19 protein-coding genes and 3 tRNA genes are annotated in these 20,659 nt (G+C 59.6%); 3 read left to right on the top strand and 19 right to left on the bottom strand.

Annotation, left to right across the window (positions count from 1 at the left end; translation table 11 throughout):
• Nucleotides 1–47: 47 nt before the first annotated feature.
• From FGKAn22_RS12590 to sdhC, 19 genes are all read right to left on the bottom strand, one after another.
• The gene (locus FGKAn22_RS12590; protein WP_212784895.1) at nucleotides 48–1,937 is read right to left on the bottom strand and encodes a SurA N-terminal domain-containing protein; all 1,890 of its coding nucleotides are present in this window, start codon (nucleotides 1,935–1,937) and stop codon (nucleotides 48–50) included.
• A gap of 71 nt (nucleotides 1,938–2,008) precedes the next feature.
• Nucleotides 2,009–2,085, bottom strand: a tRNA-Asp gene (locus FGKAn22_RS06910).
• Nucleotides 2,086–2,099: 14 nt separating this feature from the next.
• Nucleotides 2,100–2,175 (bottom strand) — tRNA-Val (locus FGKAn22_RS06915).
• Between the two features lie 12 nt (nucleotides 2,176–2,187).
• Nucleotides 2,188–2,460 (bottom strand): HU family DNA-binding protein, encoded by a 273-nt coding sequence (locus FGKAn22_RS06920; RefSeq protein ID WP_212784896.1) that lies wholly within the window; start codon nucleotides 2,458–2,460, stop codon nucleotides 2,188–2,190.
• A 141-nt stretch (nucleotides 2,461–2,601) separates the two neighbouring features.
• Nucleotides 2,602–5,022, bottom strand: a complete 2,421-nt coding sequence (lon, locus tag FGKAn22_RS06925) for an endopeptidase La (protein ID WP_212784897.1) — start codon at nucleotides 5,020–5,022, stop codon at nucleotides 2,602–2,604.
• Nucleotides 5,023–5,126: 104 nt separating this feature from the next.
• Entirely contained in the window at nucleotides 5,127–6,377 is a 1,251-nt protein-coding gene (gene clpX, locus FGKAn22_RS06930; RefSeq protein ID WP_212784898.1) for an ATP-dependent Clp protease ATP-binding subunit ClpX, read from the bottom strand.
• Nucleotides 6,378–6,420: 43 nt separating this feature from the next.
• Nucleotides 6,421–7,029, bottom strand: a complete 609-nt coding sequence (gene clpP, locus FGKAn22_RS06935) for an ATP-dependent Clp endopeptidase proteolytic subunit ClpP (RefSeq protein ID WP_212784899.1) — start codon at nucleotides 7,027–7,029, stop codon at nucleotides 6,421–6,423.
• A 4-nt stretch (nucleotides 7,030–7,033) separates the two neighbouring features.
• Complete coding sequence (gene tig, locus FGKAn22_RS06940) at nucleotides 7,034–8,332, bottom strand: trigger factor (RefSeq protein ID WP_212784900.1); 1,299 nt, start codon at nucleotides 8,330–8,332, stop codon at nucleotides 7,034–7,036.
• 36 nt (nucleotides 8,333–8,368) lie between these two features.
• A tRNA-Leu gene (locus FGKAn22_RS06945) sits at nucleotides 8,369–8,453 on the bottom strand.
• A gap of 162 nt (nucleotides 8,454–8,615) precedes the next feature.
• The gene (locus FGKAn22_RS06950) at nucleotides 8,616–9,608 is read right to left on the bottom strand and encodes an oxidoreductase (RefSeq protein WP_212784901.1); all 993 of its coding nucleotides are present in this window, start codon (nucleotides 9,606–9,608) and stop codon (nucleotides 8,616–8,618) included.
• Between the two features lie 106 nt (nucleotides 9,609–9,714).
• Nucleotides 9,715–10,863, bottom strand: a complete 1,149-nt coding sequence (gene odhB / locus FGKAn22_RS06955) for a 2-oxoglutarate dehydrogenase complex dihydrolipoyllysine-residue succinyltransferase (protein WP_212784902.1) — start codon at nucleotides 10,861–10,863, stop codon at nucleotides 9,715–9,717.
• The gene (locus FGKAn22_RS06960; protein WP_212784903.1) at nucleotides 10,853–11,011 is read right to left on the bottom strand and encodes a hypothetical protein; all 159 of its coding nucleotides are present in this window, start codon (nucleotides 11,009–11,011) and stop codon (nucleotides 10,853–10,855) included. The genes odhB and FGKAn22_RS06960 overlap by 11 nt, the downstream gene beginning before the upstream one ends.
• Entirely contained in the window at nucleotides 10,998–13,835 is a 2,838-nt protein-coding gene (locus tag FGKAn22_RS06965; protein ID WP_212787176.1) for a 2-oxoglutarate dehydrogenase E1 component, read from the bottom strand. The genes FGKAn22_RS06960 and FGKAn22_RS06965 overlap by 14 nt, the downstream gene beginning before the upstream one ends.
• Nucleotides 13,836–13,861: 26 nt before the next feature.
• Entirely contained in the window at nucleotides 13,862–15,151 is a 1,290-nt protein-coding gene (gene gltA, locus FGKAn22_RS06970) for a citrate synthase (RefSeq protein ID WP_212784904.1), read from the bottom strand.
• Between the two features lie 28 nt (nucleotides 15,152–15,179).
• Nucleotides 15,180–15,413, bottom strand: coding sequence for an FAD assembly factor SdhE (locus FGKAn22_RS06975; protein ID WP_212784905.1), 234 nt, complete (start codon nucleotides 15,411–15,413; stop codon nucleotides 15,180–15,182).
• Nucleotides 15,410–16,105, bottom strand: coding sequence for a succinate dehydrogenase iron-sulfur subunit (locus FGKAn22_RS06980; RefSeq protein ID WP_281411860.1), 696 nt, complete (start codon nucleotides 16,103–16,105; stop codon nucleotides 15,410–15,412). Before FGKAn22_RS06980 ends, FGKAn22_RS06975 begins: the two co-directional genes overlap by 4 nt.
• A 12-nt stretch (nucleotides 16,106–16,117) precedes the next feature.
• On the bottom strand, nucleotides 16,118–17,881 hold the full coding sequence (sdhA, locus tag FGKAn22_RS06985; protein WP_212784906.1) for a succinate dehydrogenase flavoprotein subunit: 1,764 nt from the start codon (nucleotides 17,879–17,881) through the stop codon (nucleotides 16,118–16,120).
• On the bottom strand, nucleotides 17,881–18,228 hold the full coding sequence (gene sdhD / locus FGKAn22_RS06990; RefSeq protein WP_212784907.1) for a succinate dehydrogenase, hydrophobic membrane anchor protein: 348 nt from the start codon (nucleotides 18,226–18,228) through the stop codon (nucleotides 17,881–17,883). The genes sdhA and sdhD overlap by 1 nt, the downstream gene beginning before the upstream one ends.
• A complete protein-coding gene (gene sdhC, locus FGKAn22_RS06995; RefSeq protein ID WP_212784908.1) occupies nucleotides 18,222–18,596 on the bottom strand; it encodes a succinate dehydrogenase, cytochrome b556 subunit in 375 nt (124 codons plus the stop codon). The genes sdhD and sdhC overlap by 7 nt, the downstream gene beginning before the upstream one ends.
• Before the next feature lie 235 nt (nucleotides 18,597–18,831).
• Between sdhC and FGKAn22_RS07000 the strand changes: the two genes are divergently transcribed.
• The 3 genes from FGKAn22_RS07000 to FGKAn22_RS07010 all read left to right on the top strand — a co-directional run bounded on the left by FGKAn22_RS07000 (nucleotide 18,832) and on the right by FGKAn22_RS07010 (nucleotide 20,486).
• Nucleotides 18,832–19,164 (top strand): MarR family transcriptional regulator, encoded by a 333-nt coding sequence (locus FGKAn22_RS07000; RefSeq protein ID WP_212784909.1) that lies wholly within the window; start codon nucleotides 18,832–18,834, stop codon nucleotides 19,162–19,164.
• Nucleotides 19,165–19,419, top strand: a complete 255-nt coding sequence (locus tag FGKAn22_RS07005; RefSeq protein ID WP_212784910.1) for an RNA-binding protein — start codon at nucleotides 19,165–19,167, stop codon at nucleotides 19,417–19,419. It abuts the gene before it with no gap.
• Between the two features lie 86 nt (nucleotides 19,420–19,505).
• A complete protein-coding gene (locus FGKAn22_RS07010; protein WP_212784911.1) occupies nucleotides 19,506–20,486 on the top strand; it encodes a malate dehydrogenase in 981 nt (326 codons plus the stop codon).
• Nucleotides 20,487–20,659: the final 173 nt, after the last annotated feature.

The raw sequence follows: 20,659 nt of genomic DNA on the forward strand, positions 1-20,659 counted from the left end.
AAAACGCCACCCAAGGGTGGCGTTTTTTATTCATCGACAACAACCGGTCAGGGCTGCGCTGCCTTCTCCGGCAGATTCACTTTGATAGTGGCCTGCTTCTTGGCATCGGCCAGATAAGCCTGGAACATTTCCTCACCGGTCAATTGGCGCAACTGCTGCGCATAGCGCGCGCGCTTCATGTCGTCGATCGCCCCGGCTTCCTTGACGGCATCGATGCGCACCAGCACATAACCGTTCTGCCCGGCCTTGGCCCCGACATACTGAGGCAATTTCGCCGCATCCGCCTGATATATCTGCCGCACCAATTCCATATCCAGCTGGCCGCGTTGTGCGCGGGTGATGGTCTGGGATGCACTCCAGCCCAGTGTCAGCTTGTCGCCATGCTGCAATTGGGTCAGCAGCGTCTCGCCCTGCTTGATAGCGAGATCCAGTGCCTGCTGATTCAGCAACTTCTGACGAATCGCATCCCGCACCTCGGTCAAAGCCAGCACGGCAGCGGGTTTATGCTCGACGACCCGCGCTGCAACCAAAGTGTTCGGAGCCACTTCGATCGCAGCCGTATTGCGCTTGTTCTTCACAGCCTCATCGGAAAAGACCGCCTCCAGCATCTTGGCTGTCCAAGGTGCGTTTGCGCCCGCCCCCTTTACCAGCCAGCCGCTCTGCTCGATCTTCGACCCTGCCAGGTCTGCGGCCGGCTTCAGGGTATCGCTCTGTTCATAGACGGTGTTGCTGAACTTCTCCGCCAGCTCGGCAAACATGTCGGCCGCTTTTTGCTGGTGCAGCTTGTTCTCGATCTCCCGGCGTACCGCCTCGAACGGCTGCCCGCCGGATGGCTTGACCGCGAGCAGCTTGATGATGTGATAGCCGAAATCCGACTTCACCAGCCCGCTGATTTCGCCCGCCTTCAAGGCGAAGGCGGCATCCTCGAAGGGCTTGACCATCATGCCGCGCCCGAAAAAGCCGAGATCCCCGCCGTTCGCGGCGGACCCAGGGTCTTGCGAATTTGCCTTTGCCAACTCGGCAAACTTGGCAGGATTCTGCTTGACCTGTTGCAGCAGCTTCTCCGCTTTGGATTTCGCCGCATCCTGCTCGGCTTGCGGTGCAGCAAGCGGGACGGAAATCAGGATGTGCGCAGCCTGGCGCTGTTCCGGCGTGCCGAAATCGCCCAGGTGTGCTTCATAGTATTGGCGCGCCTCATCGGCGGTCACCTGAACCTTGTTCGACAAGGAATCTGCAGACAGCGTCACGTACTCGACCTTAGCCTGTTCCGGGGTCTGGAACTCTTTCTGGTTCTGTTCGTAATATTTTTTCAGGTCCGCCTCGTCCACCTTCGCCTTGTCGGCAAAGGACTGGAAGGGAACGGTAGATATGGAAACGAGGCGTTGCTGCTCGTTCAGACGGATGACATTATCCGTCACAGAGCTCGATGCAAATCCGTTTTGCACGTACCCGTCGCGCATCTGCTGCCCAAGCAGGTCATCGCGCACGCGCGCCTCGAACATCAAAGGCGACATGTTCTGCCCCGCCAGTGCGGCTTCATAACGTTTCTTGTCGAAGCGACCATTCTCATGGAACGCCTCGATACTCTGGATGACTTGCGCCAGCTGTGCATCGCTGACAAACAAGCCGGCCGCTTTGGCCCGTTCGACCAGCAGCTTCTGCGCCACCAGATTATCCAGCACCGCGCGCTTCATTTCCGGCGTCTCGAACATTGCCGCATCGAAATTCCCGCCCAGCATTTGCCGCAAACGATCCTGCTGCTGACGCAAGGCATTCTCAAAATCCTGCTGGGTGATTTTCGCGCCATTCACCGAAGCAGGCGCCTCGGCATTGCCAGAGCGGCGATACGAATCCACGCCCCAGAACGCAAACGGCAGGATGATCACTGCCAGGACTATTTGCACCAGTCGTTTCTTCTCATGAACAAAATCAAACATAGCGACACCACAGACTTATTGATGGACAAACAACAGATGTAAAAAAAGGCGAACTTGCGTTCGCCTTGATTTGGCGGAGTGGACGGGACTCGAACCCGCGACCCCCGGCGTGACAGGCCGGTATTCTAACCAACTGAACTACCACTCCAAAACTCGTCTTCTTGGTGGGTGCTGACGGGGTCGAACCGCCGACATTCGCCTTGTAAGGGCGACGCTCTACCAACTGAGCTAAGCACCCCAAGAAAGAATGCTAGTTTACAGCATCTTTCAGGCCTTTGCCAGCAGTAAATTTAGGAACTTTGGCTGCCTTGATCTTGATCACGGCGCCAGTGCGAGGATTGCGACCATTACGCGCAGCACGCTTACCGACCTTGAAAGTACCGAAACCAACCAGGCTCACTGTATCGCCCTTCTTCAGTGCTTTCTTGATGGAATCAACAGTCGCATCCAGCGCACGAGCTGCGGCTGCCTTAGAGATATCAGCGGAATTTGCAATTGCATCAACCAGATCAGATTTATTCACGTAAGTCCCCTTTGCTTGTGGTTTAAAAAACAGGAAAAGCCCTGCAACGGCTTTATATCAAGGCTTCGAGACTCCGGTCAAGCAATTACGATTATTTTTTTCACCTTGCTTTGCAATTGATTGACCGGCAGCAATTTTCTCTCAGTGCTTGATGATTGGAGAGGCCCCCTGAACATCTCCAGCCGCTGACAAACCGGCCGCGGCTGCGGCCTCGGACGACTCCGGCAAAGGCTCCGGCTTACGTTCCAGCGCCAATTCCAATACCTGATCAATCCACTTGACCGGATGAATTTCCAACTTGTTTTTGATGTTATCGGGAATCTCGGCGAGATCCTTGGTGTTCTCCTCAGGAATCAACACCAGCTTGATGCCACCGCGTTGCGCCGCGAGCAATTTTTCCTTCAAGCCTCCGATCGGCAACACCTCTCCGCGCAAAGTGATCTCGCCGGTCATCGCCACATCGGCACGCACCGGAATTCCGGTCAGAGCCGAAACGATGGATGTGCATATTCCGATGCCTGCGCTGGGGCCGTCCTTGGGAGTCGCCCCCTCGGGCAGGTGAATATGCAAATCTGTCTTCTGGTAAAACTCGTCGTTGATGCCCAGGCGCTTTGCTCGCCCCCGCACCACACTGATAGCCGCCTGAATGGACTCCTGCATCACTTCGCCCAGCTTGCCGGTAGTCGTGGTCTTGCCCTTGCCTGGCAACACGGCGGTTTCGATAGTCAGCAATTCGCCGCCAACTTCAGTCCAGGCTAATCCCGTCACCTGACCGATCTGATTGTTTTTCTCGGCGACACCATAGGAGTAGCGGCGCACACCAAGATACTTGTCGAGATTGCGGGCATTGACGACTACCTTCGTATCTCGCTCCTTAAGCGAAAGCGATTTCACCACCTTGCGGCAAATCTTCGAAATCTCGCGTTCCAGACTGCGCACTCCCGCCTCGCGCACGTAATAGCGAATGATGTCGCGCAATGCGCTCTCGGAAATACTGATCTCCTCGGATTTCAGACCGTTGTTCTTGATCGCCTTGGGAACCAGATAGCGGGTCGCGATATTGATCTTCTCCTCCTCCATATAGCTGGAGACATGGATGATCTCCATGCGGTCCAGCAATGGCTCGGGGATGTTCAGCGTATTCGCGGTCGCCACGAACATCACGTCAGAGAGGTCGTATTCCACCTCGACATAGTGATCGACGAACGTGCTGTTCTGTTCGGGATCGAGAACCTCGAGCAATGCGGAGGACGGATCACCGCGCATGTCCATGCCCATCTTGTCCACTTCGTCGAGCAGGAACAAGGGATTCTTCACCGCCACCTTGCTCATGTTCTGCAATATTTTGCCCGGCATGGAACCGATGTAGGTGCGACGATGGCCGCGGATCTCGGACTCGTCGCGCACCCCGCCCAGCGACATGCGCACAAACTTGCGGTTGGTGGCACGCGCAATGGACTGACCGAGCGAAGTCTTGCCCACGCCGGGAGGCCCGACCAGACAGAGAATAGGAGCCTTCAGCTTATCCACGCGTTGTTGCACGGCGAGGTATTCGAGAATGCGTTCCTTGACCTTATCCAGGCCGTAGTGATCCTCTTCCAGCACCACTTCGGCCTTCTTCAGGTCGGCGCTGATCTTGGTCTTTTTCTTCCACGGCAAACCGACCAGCACGTCGATATAGTTGCGCACCACGGTGGCTTCCGCCGACATCGGCGACATCAGGCGCAGCTTTTTCATCTCGGCCTCGGCCTTGGCGCGAGCTTCCTTCGGCATGTGCGCGGCCTTGATTTTCTTCTCCAGCTCCTCGAAGTCGCCGCCTTCCTCGCCTTCGCCCAGCTCCTTCTGGATCGCCTTGACCTGCTCATTCAGGTAATACTCGCGCTGACTCTTCTCCATCTGGCGCTTCACGCGACCGCGAATGCGCTTCTCGACCTGAAGAATGTCGATCTCGGCTTCCAGCAATCCCAGCAAGTGCTCCAGACGCATGCGCACCCCGAACACCTCCAGTACTTCCTGTTTCTGTTCCAGCTTGAGCGGCAGATGCGCGGCAATGGTGTCAGCCAGGCGACCGGCATCGTCGATGCCAGCCAGGGAAGTCAGTATTTCCGGGGGAATCTTCTTGTTTAGCTTCACATACTGGTCGAATTGCGCGATCAGCGCGCGGCGCATCGCCTCGGCCTCGCTGTCCGTACCATCCTCGGAGGGCACCACCTCCACTTCGGCATCAAAATGACTGTCCGCATCGAACACGCGCAGCACCTTGACGCGCTGCGTGCCCTCCACCAGCACCTTCACCGTGCCGTCGGGCAGCTTCAGCATCTGCAGTATGTTGGCCATGCTGCCGATGCCGTACAAATCTTCCTTGCCCGGATCGTCTTTCGCCGCCGATTTTTGCGCGACCAGCACGATGCCCTTGCCGGCTTCCATGGCGCTTTCCAGCGCCTTGATCGATCTGGCGCGGCCGACGAACAGCGGGATAACCATATGGGGAAACACCACGACGTCGCGCAGAGGCAACAGCGGGTGCAGATTTGTTGTGCTTTGGGTATCTTGTTCAAACATGGCAATAACCTCTTCAGTAATTGAAAGGTCAAATGGGGATGACTTCAGCTAATTCAAGCATCCCCATCGGGACAAGATAAAGAGCGAGATGAATCTGGGGCTTACTAAGCTGCCTTGGGCGTGTCGGCGTAGATGACCATGGGTTTGATTTCGCCGGTCGTACCAACCTCGTCCAGCACCACCTTACTGACATTATCCATGGAAGGCAAATCGAACATCACGTCCAGCAGGGAGTGCTCCAGGATAGAACGCAAACCGCGCGCACCCGTCTTGCGAGCCAAGGCCTTGCGGGCAATCGCCAGCAACACGTTTTCGCGGAACTCCAGTTCGACGTCTTCCATCGCGAAAAGCTTCTGATACTGTTTGGTCAGCGCGTTCTTCGGCTCGGTCAGGATTTTCACCAGGGCGGTCTCGTCCAGTTCTTCCAGCGTCGCCACCACCGGCAAACGACCGACGAATTCCGGAATCAGACCGAACTTGATCAGATCCTCCGGCTCGACATCGCGCAGGGTTTCGCCGGTCTTGCGTTCCACCTTGCTGCTGACCGTTGCGCCGAAACCGATACCCGCCTTTTCGGAACGGTTGCGAATGACCTTTTCCAGGCCGTCGAATGCACCGCCACAAATGAACAGGATGTTGGTGGTATCCACCTGCAGGAACTCTGTGTTCGGATGCTTGCGTCCGCCCTGCGGGGGGATAGACGCCTTGGTGCCCTCGATCAGCTTGAGCAGCGCCTGCTGCACCCCTTCGCCCGACACGTCGCGGGTGATCGACGGGTTGTCCGACTTGCGCGAGATCTTGTCGATTTCGTCCACATACACGATGCCGCGTTGGGCCTTTTCCACGTCGTAGTCGCAAGCCTGCAGCAGCTTCTGGATGATGTTCTCGACGTCCTCGCCGACATAACCCGCCTCGGTCAGCGTGGTGGCATCGGCCATCACGAACGGCACGTCCAGCAGGCGCGCCAGCGTCTGCGCCAGCAGGGTCTTGCCCGAACCGGTCGGACCTACCAGCAGAATGTTGCTTTTGGACAGCTCCACGCCATCATTGACGTTGCTCTTCAGGCGCTTGTAGTGGTTGTACACCGCCACAGAAAGGATGCGCTTCGCCTTCTCCTGCCCGATCACGTATTCGTCGAGCGTCGCGCAGATCTCCTTCGGCACAGGCAGATCGGTCTTCTCGATCTTGCCCTGTTCGTTCTGGATCTCCTCGCGCATGATGTCGTTGCACAAGGTGATGCATTCGTCGCAGACGAACACCGACGGGCCCGCAATCAGCTTGCGCACCTCGTGTTGACTCTTGCCGCAGAATGAACAATAGAGCAACTTGTCCCCTGACTTTTTATCGCCCGCCATCGTACCAACCTTCCATTAACTTTTCGGCAAACCAGCCGTTTTATTAAGCGCGCTTATCCAGCATCTGATCCACCAGGCCATACTTCACGGCATCCGGTGCACTCAGGAAATTATCGCGATCCGTATCGCGCTCAATGGTCTCCACCGATTGACCTGTGTGCTGCGCCAGCAATTCATTCAGGCGCTTCTTCAGGTACAGGATCTCCTTGGCATGGATCTCGATGTCCGAAGCCTGGCCACGGAAACCGCCCAGCGGCTGATGGATCATCACGCGTGAATTGGGCAGTGCGAAACGCTTGCCCTTTTCGCCTGCCGACAGCAGGAATGCTCCCATGCTGGCCGCCTGACCGATGCACAGCGTGCTGACGTGCGGCTTGATGAACTGCATGGTGTCGTAGATCGCCATGCCTGCCGTGACAGAACCGCCGGGTGAATTGATGTAGAAATGGATGTCCTTGTCCGGATTCTCCGACTCAAGGAACAGCATCTGAGCCACGATCAGGTTCGCGGTGTGGTCGTTAACCTCTCCGACCAGGAACACCACTCGCTCCTTGAGCAGGCGCGAATAAATGTCATAGGCCCGCTCGCCGCGCCCGCTGGTCTCCACGACCATCGGGACCAAACCGATATTTTGTGGCTCTTGATAATGCATCTTGTCAGTTCCCCATCAGCTCATTGAAGGCCACGGCCTTGTCTGTCGTCTTTGCCTGTCCCAGCGTCCAACTTACGACATTGTCTTCCAGAACCAGGTTCTCGATCTCCTGCAAATGGGCAGGATTCGAGTAGTACCAATGCACCACTTCCTCAGGCTGGTCGTAGCTTTGCGCGTGATCGTCGATCAGGGCGCGAACCTGCTCGGGCTTGGCCTTCAGATCGTGCTTCTGCACCAGATCAGCAAGAATCAGGCCCAGCTTGACGCGCTTCTCGGCACGCTCCTTGAACAACTCCGGCGGCAAGGGCATGCCCTTCATCTTCATACCGCGCGCTTCCATGTCCTTCACGGTCTGCTGCATCAGGTTCTGCACTTCCCATTCCACCAGGGACTTGGGCAGATCGAACTGGGCGACCTTCAGCAGCGCGTCCATCGCCGCATCCTTGTTGCGCCCCTTCAAACGGCGCGAGACTTCGCGACTCAGGTTGCTGCGGATTTCCTCTTCCAGCTTGGCGACGTCACCGTCGGCGACGCCGAGAGACTTGACGAATTCCGCATCCACTTCCGGCAGCTTGGGCGCCTCAACGCTATTCAGCGTGATGGTGAAGGTCACCTGCTTGCCCGCTACATCCTTGCCGTGGTAATTCTCCGGGAAAGTCATGTCGAACGACTTGGTCTCGCCGGCCTTCATGCCGGTGATCGCTGCCTCGAACTCGGGCAGCATGCGCCCCATGCCCAGCTGGAACGGATAGTCCTTGGCTTCGCCGCCCTGGAACACCTCGCCATTCAGCTTGCCGGTAAAATCGATACGCACCTGATCTTCGGCCTGGGCCGCACGGTCCACCTTCTCGAACGTGGCGCGCTGCTTGCGCAGGGTCGCGATGGTGTTGTCCACGTCGCTCTGCCCCAACTCGTAAACCGCGCGCTCGATCGTCTCGCCGCCGACATCGCCCATCACCACTTCGGGATACACCTCGAAAGTCGCGCTGTATTCGATCTGCTCTGCATTCAGGTCATTGGTCTTGATCTCGAACTGCGGATAACCGGCCACCTTCAGGTTGTTGGCCTGCGCAGCTTCCGCGAAAGATTGCTGCAACGCTTCACCCAGCGCCTCCTGATGAGCCTGAGCGCCGTAGTGCTGCTCGAGCACCTTGGCGGGAATCTTGCCGGGACGGAAGCCAGCGAGCTTGGCGGTGCGCCCGATATGCTTCAGACGGTTGGCAACCTGGCTGCGGATGGCCTGCTGGGGGATGGATGCGTTCAGACGACGTTCTAACGCGCTCACTGTTTCTACGCTGGACATGCTGTATTTCCTTGATGTTGAAGTTGAATTTTGTGCTGGTGCGAAAGAAGAGACTCGAACTCTTACGCCTTGCGGCGCTGGAACCTAAATCCAGTGCGTCTACCAATTCCGCCACTTTCGCGCTGTTGTGCTCCAGCTTTGCGGCGGATTATAGCATCACTAAAGCTTTCGCCGCACCGGCAGCGGTATGACTCATACGGCTTTACCCGCACACAAAACACGGTGAAATTTCAGAGCCGAACAAGGCGCCGCAGAAGCGGCATCTCACAGCACTGTCAGGAATTCACGCTGCAGAAATAGCGACCACCGTGCGGCCATGCGCCCTGCCCTGCAACATCGAAGGAAAAACCCGCGGCAACTCGGCGAACGGCACGGTATGCACGACCTTGCCCAGCTGCTGCGGACGCAAATCCGTAGCCAGGCGTTGCCAGATGAGGCGGCGCAACGGCATGGGAGTAGCGGCGGAATCGATGCCGATCAGGCGCACGCCGCGCAGGATGAACGGCATCACCGTGGTGTGCAGTTCGATGCCGCCGGCATTGCCGAAGCTGGCGATCGCGCCGTTCTGCTGCATGGTGCGAGTCAGCCATGCCAAGGTCTCGCCGCCCACCGCATCCAGCGCCCCTGCCCACTGTGCCCTCTCCAGCGGACGCGTGCCCATCGGCACATCTTTGCGCGACAGTATCTCGCTCGCCCCCAAGGATTTCAGGTAATCGTGCTCGCTCTCCTTGCCGGTCATGGCGACCACGTGATACCCGCGCTGGGCCAGCATCTCAATGGCAAGGCTCGCCACTCCGCCGGTCGCTCCCGTGACGATCACCTTGCCGTTTTCCGGGCTCAACTCATTCTGTTCCAGGCGGTGGATGGACAGTGCGGCGGTAAACCCCGCCGTACCCAGCGCCATCGCATCGAACAGCGTCAATCCCTGCGGCAGCGACACCACCCAATCGGCGGGAACACGCACGTATTCGGCATATCCGCCGTCATGTTCCACCCCCATGCCATAGCCGGTAACCAACACCTCGTCGCCCGCCTTGAAGCGCGCATCAGCCGAGCTTTCCACCACGCCCGCCGCATCCACCCCGCCCACACATGGGAAACGGCGTATGACTTTCCCGGCGCCCGTCGCGGCAAGCGCGTCCTTGTAGTTCACGCTGGAGTAATGAACACGGATGACGACCTCGCCTGGATCGAGATCGTCGAGCGACAATTCGACGAAACGGCCTTGGGATTTACCGTTTTCGTCGAAGATGCGGTAAGCGGAAAATTTCTTCATGTTAGTTTCCTGTAGGTCAGGTTAGAGTAGCGCAACCCGACTTTTTTGCGGCATTCATTGGGGAAATTTGTCGGGTTACGCTATCGCTAACCCGACCTACGAATCATCACAGATCCAGCAGCACCCGGCCCGGATACTCAAGCGCTTCCTTGATGGCGACGAGGAACAGCACCGCATCCCGCCCGTCGATGATGCGATGATCATAGGACAGCGCGAGATAGTTCATCGGACGGATCACTACCTGTCCGTTCTCGGCCACCGGCCGATCCTTCGTCGCATGGACGCCGAGGATGGCGCTCTGCGGCGGATTGATGATAGGGGTGGACAGCATGGAGCCGAACACGCCGCCGTTGGTGATGGAGAACGTGCCGCCGGTCAGCTCCTCCAGCGTGAGCTTGCCGTCCTTCGCGCGCGCGGCGAAATCGGCCACCTGCTTTTCGATGTCGGCAAAGGACAGTTTATCCGCGTCGCGGATGATGGGTACCACCAGGCCGCGCTCGCTACCGATGGCCACACCGATGTCGTAATAGCCGTGATAGATGATGTCGCTGCCGTCCACCGAGGCATTGACGACCGGGAACTTCTGCAGCGCCTGCACCACGGCCTTGACGAAGAAAGAAGTGAAGCCGAGCTTCACGCCATGCTTCTTCTCGAACGCGTCCTTGTACTTGTTGCGCAGCTCGATCACCGGCTGCATGTTCACTTCGTTGAAGGTCGTGAGGATCGCGGCGTTCTGCTGCGACTGCAGCAAGCGTTCGGCGATGCGCTGGCGGATTCGCGTCATCGGCACGCGCTGCTCAGGGCGATTGCCGGAAGGCGCAATGGCCGGAACGGATTGCGGCACGGCAGCCGGCTGCTGAACCGCGCTCAGCACATCCTCTTTGGTGACACGCCCGCCACGGCCACTGCCCTGCAGTTGGGCCGCATCGATCTCATGTTCGCGTGCGAGCTTGCGCACTGACGGCGGCACGGCAGCCGGCGCCTCGGCATGCACAGCCGGTTGCACCTCAGCAGCCGCAGCGGTATCGATCTGCGCGATCAGCTCACCGCTGGTCACTTTCTCGCCGTCGCCCTTCATGATTTTGGTCAGCACACCGCTCTTGGCAGCAGGCAGTTCCAGCACCACCTTGTCGGTTTCGATGTCGATCAGGTTCTCGCCCTCCTGTACCGCCTCGCCGGCATGCTTGTGCCAGGTCAGCAGCGTCGCCTCGGAAACAGACTCGGAGAGTTGCGGGACTTTTACGTCAATCAACATAGGGCACCTCTGATAAATTCAGTTTTTCGGGATGCAGCGCAAGGCGCACGGAGCGCAGCGAACGAGACATATCATTTGGATAGGCGAGAAAGCGAGCACCGCGCAACGCCGCGATGCGCCCGAAAAATGAATTTTCAGAGGTGCTCATTGCGTCGATCTCCTGGATTATTCTTGACATCCAGATCGGGACGGAAGGCCGCTTCGATCACCGCCTTCTGCTGTTCATTATGCACCGCAAGATAGCCCGCCGCCGGGGCGGCGGAAGAGGCGCGCAGCGCGTAGTCGAGGCGCATGCCCTTCCGCATGTGGCGCAGCAGGTAATGCTGGATGCGGTGCCATGCGCCCTGATTGCCAGGCTCTTCCTGGCACCAAACCAGTTCGCCGGCATTCGGATAGGCAGCGATCTGCGCAGTGAAGTCGTCATGCGGGAACGGGTACAGCTGCTCGATGCGGATGATCGCCATATCAGAGATACCCTTGGCGCGCCGCGCGGCAAGCAGCTCGTAATACACCTTGCCGCTGCACGCGATGATGCGGCGCACCTTGCCGGCATCCAGAGCATCCACCTCGGGGATGACCGGCTGGAAGCGCCCCTGCGTCAGGTCGGAGAGCGGCGAAGCCGCGTCCTTGCTGCGCAGCAGGCTCTTGGGCGTGAACACGATCAGCGGCTTTCTCATGGGACGCAGCATCTGGCGGCGCAGCAGGTGGAACATCTGCGCCGGCGAGGAGGGAATGCACACCTGGATGTTGTAGTCGGCGCACAGCTGCAGGTAACGTTCGATGCGCCCCGAGGAATGCTCCGCACCCTGACCTTCGTAGCCGTGAGGCAACAGCATCACCAGCCCGCACATCCGTCCCCACTTCACCTCGCCGGAGGCGATGAACTGGTCGATCACCACTTGCGCGCCGTTGGCAAAGTCGCCGAACTGCGCCTCCCACAGCACCAGCGAATCCGGCTCGGCGGTGGCATAGCCGTATTCGAAGCCGAGCACTGCTTCCTCGGATAGCAACGAATCGACCACCACGAAGTCCGCCTGATCGGGCGAAAGATGCTGCAACGGCGTGTAAGCGCCCTCGTGCCACTCCTTGCGATTCTGGTCGTGCCAAGTGGCGTGGCGATGAAAGAAAGTGCCGCGCCGGCAGTCCTGTCCGGTCAGTCGCACCGGACAACCCTCGGTGAGCAGCGTGGCATAAGCCAGATTCTCCGCCATCCCCCAGTCCAGCGACAGTTCGCCCTTCGCCATGGCAACGCGGTCCTCGACGATCTTTTGCACGCGGGCATGCAGCGTAAAATTCTCCGGCACGGTGGTAAGCGGCGCGGCAAGCTGGCGCAAGCGCTCCAAAGGCACCGCGGTATCCACCGCCGCATCCCACGGCACGTCGCGCTTGAAACGGGTCCAGTTGGCACGCTCGACCAGTGCCGGTGCCAGTTCGACGATATTGCGCCCCTCATCCAGCGCCTTGCGGTAGTCCGCGATCATCGCTTCGGCCTCATCGGGCTGAACCACGCCCTGCTCAGCCAGTTGCTGCGCATAGCGCGTGCGCGTGCCGGGATGCTGGCGGATGAAGCGGTACATGAACGGTTGTGTCACCAGCGGCTCGTCCTGTTCGTTGTGCCCCAGCTTGCGGAAGCACACCAGGTCGATCACCACATCGCGATTGAACTGCATGCGATAGTCCAGGGCGATCTCGGTGATCAGCAGCACCGCCTCTGGATCGTCCGCATTCACATGGAAGATGGGTGCATCGATCATCTTCGCCACGTCGCTGCAATAGGCGCTGGAGCGCGTATCTCGCGCGTCCGACGCAGTGAAGCCGATCTGGTTGTTGATGATGATATGAATCGTCCCGCCGGTACGGTAGCCGCGCGTCTGAGACATGTTCAGCGTCTCCATCACCACCCCTTGCCCGGCGAACGCGGCATCGCCATGCAACAGGATGGGGATCACCCTGTTGCCATCGTGATCACCGCAGCGGTGCTGGCGCGCTCGCACCGAGCCTTCCACCACCGGATCGACACTCTCCAGGTGCGAGGGATTGAAGGCCAGCGCGACATGCAGAGAGCCGCCTGGGGTTGCGATGTTCGCCGAGAAGCCCTGGTGGTATTTCACGTCGCCGGAAGTCAGGTGTTCGGCGTGAACGCCCTCGAATTCGGCGAACAGCATCTTCGGCTGCTTGCCGAGGATGTTGACCAGTACGTTGAGGCGCCCGCGGTGTGCCATGCCGATCACCGCCTCCAGTGCGCCCTGCTTGCCGCAGCGCTGCAGCAAGTGGTCGAGCAGCGGAACCAGCGTATCGCCGCCCTCCAGCGAGAAGCGCTTCTGCCCGACGTATTTGGTGTGCAGGTAACGCTCCAGCGTCTCGGCGGCGGTCAGCCGTTCGAGGATATGGCGCCGTTGCGCGGCGTCGTAGCCGGGCAGCCCGCGCACGCTCTCCAGGCGGTTCTGGATCCAGCGTTTCTGGCCCACGTCGCTGATGTACATGTACTCCGCGCCGATGCTTCCGCAATAGGTCTGGCGCAGCAGTTTGAGGATCTCGCGCAGGGTCATGCGCGCCCCTCCGACCAATGAGCCGGTGTCGAACGTGGTGTCCATGTCGGCCTCGCCCAGGCCATAATACGCCGGATCGAGCTCGGCGATCACGGGCTTGGCATGGCGGTTCAGGGGATCGAGGTTGGCGACGCGCACGCCGAGGAAACGGTGCGCGTTGATGAGTTGCAGCACATAGACCTGCTTGCGCTCCAGCTCCGCATCCGGCGCAATCGCGCTGCTGACGGTCGTTTTCGGCATGGCGGCGAAGGCCTGCTGGATCTTGCGGTGCGCCTGGTCGTGCGCGCCACCCGGCAGTGGCGGCAGCGCATCGAAATAGGCCTTCCATTCGGCTGTCACCGACTTCGGGTCGGCCAGGTATTGCTCGTACAATTCCTCGATGAAGGGCGCATTCGCACCGAACAGCAGCGAGCTGCCCTGCATCAGTTTCAGGAAATTGGCCGGTTCGTTCAACGCTTCTCCATCGGCACGAAATCGCGCTTGAGCGCGCCGCGATACAGCTGGCGCGGACGGCCGATCTTGTGCTCGCTGTCGCCGATCATCTCGTTCCACTGCGACACCCAGCCGATGGTGCGAGCCAGCGCGAAGATCACCGTGAACATATTGGTCGGGATGCCGATCGCACGCAGCACGATGCCGGAATAGAAATCCACGTTCGGATACAGCTTGCGCTCGATGAAATACGGGTCGCTCAACGCAGTGCGCTCCAGTTCCATCGCCAACTCGAACAGCTTGTTGTTCTCCAGCTTGAGCTCCTTGAGCACTTCGTAACAGGTCTCGCGCATCACATTGGCGCGCGGGTCCATGTTCTTGTATACCCGGTGACCGAAGCCCATCAGGCGGTACTTCTTGTCCTTTACACCCTGCACGTACTCGGCCACGCGCGACACATCGCCGATCTCTTCCAGCATCTTCAGCGCAGCCTCGTTCGCGCCGCCGTGAGCCGGACCCCACAGCGCCGCGATACCGGAAGCGACGCAGGCGAACGGGTTCGCGCCGCTCGAACCGGCCAGGCGCACGGTCGAGGTCGAAGCATTCTGCTCGTGATCTGCATGCAGGATGAAGATACGCTCCAGCGCACGCACCAGCAACGGGTTGGGCACATAGTCGTCCGCCGGCGTGGCAAACATCATGTACAGGAAATTCTCCACGTAGCTGAACTTGTTCTTCGGGTACATGAACGGCTCGCCGACGTTGTACTTGTACGCCATGGCCGCCAGTGTCGGCACCTTGGCCAGCAAGCGGTGTGCCGATATCTCGCGATGCTGCGGATTACTAATGTCCAGCGAGTCGTGATAGAACGCCGACAGCGCGCCGACCACACCAACCATCACCGCCATTGGATGTGCGTCGCGGCGGAAGCCGTTGAAGAAACGCGCAAGCTGGTCGTGCACCATGGTATGGTGGGTGATGATCTGCCTGAACTCCGTCTTTTGCGCGGCGTTGGGCAGTTCGCCGTTCAGCAGCAGATAGCACACCTCGAGGAAGTCCGATTTCTCCGCCAGCTGTTCGATGGGATAGCCGCGATAGAAAAGCAGCCCCGCATCGCCATCGATGAAGGTAATCGCGGAGGTGCAGCTCGCCGTGGCGAAGAACGCCGGGTCGTAGGTGAATACGCCGAGCTTGTTCAGGCCGCGCATGTCCACCACATCCGGCCCCAGCGTGCCGGACAAGATAGGCAGTTCGATGCTGCGCCCGTCATCCAGGGTCAGCGTTGCGGTGCGTTGTTTATTCTCCATCGATATTCCTCCTGCATTGGGCTCGCCTTCAGACCGCCCTGATTTTTTCCAGCAACGCTTGCTGTTCGCCGCGCGTCGCATCCTGTTTGCCAGCAATCATATCCCAGAGCGGGTTGTCGGGCATATCCAGCAATACCTCAAAGGCATCTCGCTCCGTCTCGTCGAGCTGCGCGTAATGTGCCTCGATGAAGCGTCCAAGCACGATATCCAGCTCCAGCAAACCGCGCCGCGCACGCCAGCGCACCCTCTCCAGATTCTTCATACCAGCCGCCTGACCATCATATCCTTGATATTGCCGATGGCCTCGGTCGGGTTCAGCTCCTTGGGGCACACATCCACACAATTCATGATGGTGTGGCAGCGAAACAGGCGGTACGGGTCTTCCAGATCGTCCAGTCGTTCTCTGCTCGCATGGTCTCGCGTGTCGGCGAGGAAACGATAGGCCTGCAGCAACCCGGCGGGGCCGACGAACTTATCCGGGTTCCACCAGAACGACGGACAGGCTGTGGAACAACAGGCGCACAGGATGCACTCGTACAGACCGTTCAGGTGCGCGCGCTGTGCGGGCGACTGCAGCCGTTCGGTCTCCGGCGGCGGATCGTTGTTGATCAGGTAGGGCTTGATCGAATGGTATTGCTTGAAGAACTGCGTCATGTCCACGATCAGGTCGCGGATTACAGGCAGCCCCGGCAGCGGGCGCAACGTGATTGGCTCCTTCAGCGACGAGAGCGGCGTGATGCAGGCCAGACCGTTGCGGCCGTTGATGTTCATCGCATCCGAACCGCACACCCCCTCGCGGCAGGACTTGCGCAACGACAGGGAATCGTCCTGCTCCTTCAGCAGCAGCAAGGCATCCAGCAGCATCTTGCCCGCGGGTTCGATGTCCAGGTCGTAGTCCTGCATGTACGGCGCGGCATCCGTGTCAGGGTTGTAGCGGTAGATATGGAATTTCATCTCCAGACCTCTCTAATAGACGCGTGCTTTGAGCGGGAACGATTCCACCGTCAGCGATTTCAGGCGCACCGGTTTGTAATCGAGTCGATGATCCTCGCGGAAATACAGGCTGTGCTTGAGCCAGTTCTGATCGTCGCGCTGCGGGAAGTCATCGCGAGCATGCGCGCCACGGCTCTCCTGGCGCGCCGCAGCCGAAACCATCGTCGCCTGTGCGACCTCGATCAGGTTGTCCAACTCCAGCGCCTCGATGCGTGCGGTGTTGAATACCCTGCTCTTGTCGCCGATCCCGGTACGGGCGACACGCTCGGCGACCTGTTTGATCTGTTCGACGCCCTCCGCCAGCAGTTCGGGAAAGCGGAACACGCCGCAATGTTTCTGCATCACCTTGCGCATCTCATTCCCCACCTCGGCGACGCGCTCGCCGTTCTGCTGGTTTTCCAGCCGGGCCAGCCGGGCCAACGGACGCTCGGCGGCATCGGCGGGCAGCGGCTTGGGATGCGGGTGGTTCTGCAAGTCCTCGATGATCTGCCGCCCCGCCTCGCGCCCGAAAACCAGCAAGTCGAGCAGCGAGTTGCAGCCCAATCGATTCGCCCCATGCACCGACACACAGGCGCATTCGCCCACCGCATACAGGCCGCGCACCACTTCGTCAGGTCCGGTCTTGTAGGGAGCGACCACCTGACCGTGGTAATTGGTCGGGATGCCGCCCATCATGTAGTGCGCGGTCGGCACGACGGGGATGGGAGATATCGCCGGATCGACGTGGGCGAACTTCAGCGCGATCTCGCGAATGCCGGGCAGGCGCTGCTTGATCACCTCGTCGCCGAGGTGGTCGAGTTTGAGCAGGATGTGGTCGCCGTACGGGCCGCAGCCGCGCCCCTCGTTGATCTCCACGGTGATCGCGCGAGACACCACGTCGCGGCTGGCGAGGTCTTTTGCGGTCGGCGCGTAGCGCTCCATGAAGCGCTCCCCGTTCTTGTTCACCAGGTAGCCACCCTCGCCTCGCACTCCCTCGGAGATCAGCACGCCCGCGCCGTAGACGCCGGTGGGATGGAACTGGAAGAACTCCATGTCCTCCAGCGGAATACCGGCGCGCGCCGCCATGCCGAGGCCGTCGCCGGTATTGATGTAGGCATTGGTGCTGGAGGCGAAGATGCGGCCTGCGCCGCCGGTGGCGAACAGCGTGGCGCGCGCCTGGAAGATCATCACCTCACCGGTCTCGATCTCCATCGCGGTGACGCCGAGCACGTCGCCGTCCTCGTCGCGGATCAGGTCGAGCGCCATCCACTCGATGAAAAAATGCGTGTTGGCCTTTACGTTCTGCTGGTACAGCGTGTGCAGCATGGCGTGGCCTGTGCGGTCGGCGGCCGCACAGGCGCGCTGCACCGGGGTCTTGCCGTAATCCTGCATGTGGCCGCCGAACGGCCGCTGGTAGATCTTGCCGCTATCGAGCCGGTCGAACGGCATACCGAAGTGCTCCAGCTCGTACACCACCTCGGGCGCGGCGCGGCACATGAACTCGATGGCGTCCTGGTCGCCGAGGTAATCCGATCCTTTCACCGTGTCATACATGTGCCAGTGCCAGTTGTCCTCATTGACGTTACCCAACGATGCGGCGATGCCGCCCTGCGCCGCGACGGTATGCGAGCGTGTCGGAAACACCTTGGACAGCACCGCCACCTTCAGTCCGGCCTGCGCCAGCTGCAACGCCGCGCGCATCCCCGCGCCGCCCGCGCCGACCACCACTACATCGAAAGTCCGTTTCGCTACCGTCATCACATTCCCCACAGGATTTGCACCGACCAGATCGTGTAAAACATCATCGCCAGGATCACCAGCACGTGGATAGCCAGGCGGACGCCCGCCGGCTTCACGTAATCCATCACGATGTCGCGCACGCCGATCCACGCGTGGTAATACAGGCTCAGCAGGAACAGCAAGGTGAAGCTGCGCACCCACTGACTGGAGAACAAGGCGGTCCAGATGTCGTAATTCAGGTACGGCTGCCACAGCAGCCAGGCGGCCAGAGCCACCGAATAAACTGCCATCACCGCCGCCGTGACACGCTGGATCAGCCAGTCGCGCAGACCGTAATGCGCGCCAACAACGATGCGGTTCACCATAGCTTCGCTCCCAGAACAACGGTCAACAGGATACTCACTGCCAGGACTACCTTGCTGCCGTATCGAGCCCCGGCGAGATCGGAGCCGATGCGCAGATCGATCAGCAGGTAGCGGATACCCGCGCAGAAGTGGTGCAGGAAAGCCCACAACAGGCCCAGCATCATCAGCTTGGGCAGCGGCTGAGCCAGCAAGTCGAGCAATTGGGTATGAGTCTCGATGGAGCTGAGGCTGTATTGCAACGACAACAACAGCAGCGGCAGCGCAATGAACAGCAACAGGCCGCTGATGCGGTGGAGGATGGAAACGAGGCCGGGGAGCGGCAGCTTGATCTGATAGAGGGCGAGGTGTCTGGGGCGTTCTTTTTTCATTATTTGTCGCAACCAAGCTGTGAACACAGGCGCGATATTACACCCGATACCAGGCCGTTTGTTCTGGGGGGCATCACGTAATCTTCGAATAACCGCCCCTCCGGCAACGGCAATCCCTGCAGTCCAAAATACATCGCATAACCCATTGAGCAATAGATTATTAAATCCCATGCTAATCAAAATGCGATGCAATCCGGCTTTGCTTCAATCACTTGCTAAAGCAGAATCCTCGCTTATGACGGCATTCAAAAAACTAAAAACAATCAGGATGTTCGAAAAGCAGCACTTGCCGCATCTTCGCACTCACGAAGATTTCGACATCGTCATTGAAGTCGGCTTCCATCAGGAAAACGGCACTCCGCTCACCCTCAAGGGCTTGGTGCTGCTGAACATCACATCGCCGGCCACCGTGCAGCGACGTATCTGCGCCCTGGTGGAGCGCGGCGTCATCACCCGCACGCGCTGCCCGTCGGACCGACGCAGCGTCGAACTGGGCGTTTCGACCCAGACCCGCGAACTGATCGAGCGTTATGTCCATATGTTTTCCACCATCAACGAAATCCGGTAAATGATGAAACAGTTGCTGATCGACCTCACTGGACTGACCGACGAAAACCACATACGCAAAATCGTCTCCGAATTCCTCTCGTCTTTCGGTGAAGTAACCACCCTGAAAATCTTTGACCTGCCGGAACACGACAGCAGAATCATCCTCATCACCATGAACAGCCAGCAAGCGGCAACCGACGCCATGAATCATCTCGGGTTGATGTCCTTCGGCGAGCGTTCCCTGGTCATCACCGCTCCCAGGTCGCGCGCCTGACCCCTGTTCCCATACAGGCAAGTTCCCCTTTGTCTGCCCGGAAAACACTGGCAGAATGAGGCCATCATCTTCCTCGTGAGGCCGCCATGAAAGCCCCGATCCGTATCACCGTCACCGGCGCTGCCGGACAAATCGGCTACAGCCTGCTGTTTCGTATCGCCAACGGCGACATGCTGGGTGACGACCAGCCCATCATCCTGCAATTGCTGGACCTGCCACAGGCGCAGCAGGTGTTGCGCGGCGTGATGATGGAACTGGAAGACTGTGCCTTTCCACTGCTGCAACAGGTCATCATCAGCGACGACCCGAAGATAGCCTTCAAGGATGCCGAGATCGCCATGCTGGTCGGCGCGCGCCCACGCAGCAAAGGCATGGAACGCAAGGATCTGCTCGAGGCCAATGGCGTGATCTTTTCCGTGCAGGGCCGGATACTGAACGAAGTCGCGGCGCGCCACGTGAAAGTGCTGGTGGTGGGCAACCCCGCCAACACCAACGCGCTGATCGCCATGAAGAACGCCCCCGACCTTGATCCGCGCAACTTCAGCGCGATGATGCGCCTGGACCACAACCGCGCCATCGCCCAGGTTGCGCAGCACCTATTCCAGCCGGTCCGGGACGTCAAGCGCATGATCGTGTGGGGCAACCATTCCGGCACGCAATACCCGGACCTCAACCACGCACAGATCCGCGGCATCCCTGTGCGCGACCTGCTGCCGGACCAGAATTGGGCAGAAAACGAATTCATTCCAACAGTGCAGAAGCGAGGCACGATGGTGATCGAGGCGCGAGGCCTGTCCAGCGCGGCCAGCGCAGCCAACGCAGCGGTCGCGCACATGCACGACTGGGTGCTCGGCGCACACCACAACAACTGGGTAACCATGAGCGTTCCATCCGACGGCAGCTACGACATTCCCGAAGGCGTGATCTACGGCTTCCCGGTGCGGTGCAACCAAGGCAGGTACCAAATCGTGCAAAACCTTGCGATCAGTGAACTTGGGCGCAGACACATGCAGGACAGCTACCGCGAACTACTCGAAGAACGCGAGCACGTGAAGCATCTGCTATAGCCTTTTCCCGGAGCGGCGCCGGCCCGGAATGCCATTCGGCACAAGCATTTGCGAATGTCCGACCCCGCAATCGGGTTGAGCCGGAACCGCTTATCCATTAGAATTCGCACCCGCCTGCCAAGCCCATACCAAGGAAGTCTTCATTCCCTTTGTCACCCTTCCGGCTCGCCGCG

This window comes from Ferrigenium kumadai (genome assembly GCF_018324385.1).
In the GTDB taxonomy this organism is placed as follows: domain Bacteria; phylum Pseudomonadota; class Gammaproteobacteria; order Burkholderiales; family Gallionellaceae; genus Gallionella; species Gallionella kumadai.